Origin of the sequence: Shewanella sp. (assembly GCF_041630135.1) — a bacterium.
Taxonomy (GTDB): domain Bacteria; phylum Pseudomonadota; class Gammaproteobacteria; order Enterobacterales; family Shewanellaceae; genus Shewanella.
Window position 1 is genome coordinate 1 of record NZ_JBFKLW010000119.1, and the last position, 2,819, is coordinate 2,819.

3 protein-coding genes are annotated in these 2,819 nt (G+C 58.6%); 1 reads left to right on the forward strand and 2 read right to left on the reverse strand.

Translation table 11 applies throughout. From position 1 onward, the window contains the following. Positions 1-142 precede the first annotated feature (142 nt). Positions 143-601, forward strand: a complete 459-nt coding sequence (locus ABYK60_RS18400) for a hypothetical protein (protein ID WP_372873443.1) — start codon at positions 143-145, stop codon at positions 599-601. Between the two features lie 10 nt (positions 602-611). On the opposite strand, the gene trmL is transcribed toward ABYK60_RS18400, so the two are convergent. Both trmL and ABYK60_RS18410 read right to left on the reverse strand, forming a co-directional pair. After that, positions 612-1,076, reverse strand: a complete 465-nt coding sequence (gene trmL / locus ABYK60_RS18405) for a tRNA (uridine(34)/cytosine(34)/5-carboxymethylaminomethyluridine(34)-2'-O)-methyltransferase TrmL (protein WP_372873445.1) — start codon at positions 1,074-1,076, stop codon at positions 612-614. A 110-nt stretch (positions 1,077-1,186) separates the two neighbouring features. Next, positions 1,187-2,819, reverse strand: a 1,633-nt coding sequence (locus ABYK60_RS18410; RefSeq protein ID WP_372873444.1) for a xanthine dehydrogenase family protein molybdopterin-binding subunit, incomplete at its 5' end; no start/stop codon positions are given.

The window sequence follows — 2,819 nt, forward strand, 5'->3', positions numbered from 1 at the left end:
GATCTTGTCCTTCGGGGTATGCCACTTCATCAGGCCTTGGCGCTGTATCGGGATGAACATCTTTACCGTAAAGACGATATCGAACTCTTTTAACTCTGCCCTTTGTGCATTGTCTGTGTCGCTGCCCTTGGCGGCGGCAGAGATGCCCTTTGCTGATTGGTGCACCAACCTTGCCGGACAATGGCAGGGCACCGGCGCCCGCCCGGGTGAAGTGCCCAAATCCCTTTCAATCGAGGTGCTTTGCAGTGCCGACCGCCATCAGCTGATTATCAGTGTCAGCCGGGGGGCGCGTTATGCCAGCAGCGAAACCTGGTGGTTTCGCCGTCAGGGCGACAAAGCCATGCTGACCTACTTTGACGGTGTGACCGAGGACAAGGGGCAGCTATTCAGCCTTTATCGACGCGGCGACAGCTATTCACTGCTGGGGGAAGGCGTAGTTACCGACCGGCCAGCGCTGATCCAGCTGTTGTTTGAACCTAAGGAACAGGGCTGGCAATGGCTGCAACAGTCGCAGTTTCTCGATGACGACATCGCCCAGTACCGCCTGTACCGCGGGATTTCGATGCACTCACTGCAAGCAGGCGCCACGCAGCCCCAGTGAGGGTGGCGGCTTAGCGGGCGCCGCCAAAGCCCTGCTGGCGCCATGCTTCGTAGCTGATAATGGCTACCGCGTTGGAGAGGTTCAGGCTGCGGCTTGACTCCACCATGGGAATGCGCAGGCGCTGTTCGGTGGGCACCGAATTAATAATCTCCATCGGCAGACCGCGGCTTTCGGGGCCGAACAGCAGCACATCACCTGCTTGATATTCAAGCTCTGAGTGAGGGCGACTGCCCTTGGTGGTGCAGGCCAGAATGCGTCGCCCTGCCATGGCTTCAAGAAAGCTGGCAAAGTCTTTATGGCGGGTCACCCGGGTCATATCGCTGTAATCCAGCCCGGCGCGGCGCAGCTTTTTCTCTTCCAGATCAAAACCCAAGGGTTCAATCAGGTGCAGCTCGCAGCCGTTGTTGGCACACAGGCGAATAATATTGCCCGTGTTGGGGGCGATTTCAGGTTCATAGAGGGCGATGTTGAACATAGCAGCAGGCATCAGGTCTGAGTTGGGCTGGAGTATAACAAAGCCAAAGTGCCGCGCCCAAAAAAACAGGCCCTCAGTGTTGCCGAGGGCCTGGATAAAGTCGAAATGACTTAGATTTTGAGGTGCTTTGACAGCGGCAGTTCGCGGTAACGCGTGCCGCCAGCGGCCACTATGGCATTGGCAAGGGCCGGAGCTACCGGCGGCACGCCGGGTTCCCCCACGCCGCCCGGCACAGCACTGGAGGCGATGATCTCAGTCGTAATCGACGGGCACTGTGGCAGTCTGAGCAGCGGGTAGTCGTGGAAGTTTGATTGGGTCACGGCGCCCTGGTCGAAATCGATTTCGCCAAAGAGCGCAAGGCTCAGGCCAAACATCACCGCACCTTCCATCTGGGCGGCCACCCGGTCTGGGTTGACTACTGTACCGGCATCCAACAGCGCGATAGCGTCCACCACAGTAAGCTTGTCAGCTTCGAGCCGCACCTTGATGGCCACGGCGGCATAGGCAACAAAGCTGCGGTGAATGGCAAAGCCCCAACCTTCGTTTTTACCCGCCGCCTTTTGCGCTATCAGCGCTTCGGCGCGGTCAATCAGCTTAAGGTAACGGCCCACATCCACCGGATGACGGCTCTGCTCTTCACCATAATTGCCATATTCAAAGCCTTGATTGGCGAAGGTTTCAATGCGCGCCTGGCCGAGCAGTTCCCGCCACTGGGCGGTGCAGGATTTTCCATTGGCAATGGCGAGTTCGTCCACAAAGCTGCCCACCCCAAAACCGTGCTGAATGTTACTGACCGAACGCATCCAGCCGATGCGGGTGTGGCCTTCGGCCTTGACGGCTTCGCAGCGCACGGCACTGATATCCCAGGGAATATCGGTAAAACCCAGCTCCAGCTCAAACGGCTGTGGGGTATCCACGGCAACATCGAAGGTGCTGCCGATGGATGGGAAGGCGGTACGCGACAATATCGCCTGCACCTTGCCTTTATCATCGATGCAGGCCTGATAGTAATGGGCGCTGATGGCGTGCAGATAGCCGTTTCTTAGATCATCTTCACGGCTCCACTGCAAAAGTACCGGCTTGTTGATTTTGCTGGAAATAAATGCCGCCTCAACACTGAAATCCGGCTTGGATTTACGGCCGAAACCACCGCCGAGCAGGGTGACGTTCACCTTCACCTTGTCTTCGTCGATACCCAGCATGCCAGCCACATTCTGCTGGGTGCTTTGGGGTGTCTGGGTACTGGCCCACAGCTCGCAGCCATTTTTATCCACGCTGGCAATCACCGCCGGTGGCTCCATGGGCGCATGGGCCAGATAGGGCACAGTGTAAGTGGCGCTGACCATCTTGTCCGCTGGCCAGTTTGCCGGCTGGCTGCCAAGCTCACGGGCGACTTTGCCGGGCTCAAGCACCCTTTGCCTGAGGGTATCGAGATAGGTCTTGCTGTTATAGTTGTCGTTGGCGCTTTTGCTCCAGTTGAGCTTGAGCGCCTTCCTGCCTTCCTGCGCGCTCCAACTGTTGCTGGCCACCACGGCAACGCCGCCAAGCGGCTGATATGCCGGTGCGCCCTTGGGCTCAGGTAGGGTGATAATATCCAGCACGCCTGCGACCTTGCGGGCGGCGCTGTCATCCATGGACTCAAGCTGGCTGCCAAACACCGGCGGACGGGCAATCACCGCATAAAGCAGCCCGTCAGGGCGGTTGTCGGCGCCATAGATGGCGCGGCCACCCAGCATGTCGTCC

Excerpts from the sequence above, each read along its gene's own strand:
- trmL (WP_372873445.1), bottom strand. The coding sequence starts at position 1,076 with ATGTTCAACATCGCCCTCTATGAACCTGAAATCGCCCCCAACACGGGC.
- ABYK60_RS18400 (WP_372873443.1), top strand. The coding sequence starts at position 143 with ATGCCCTTTGCTGATTGGTGCACCAACCTTGCCGGACAATGGCAGGGC.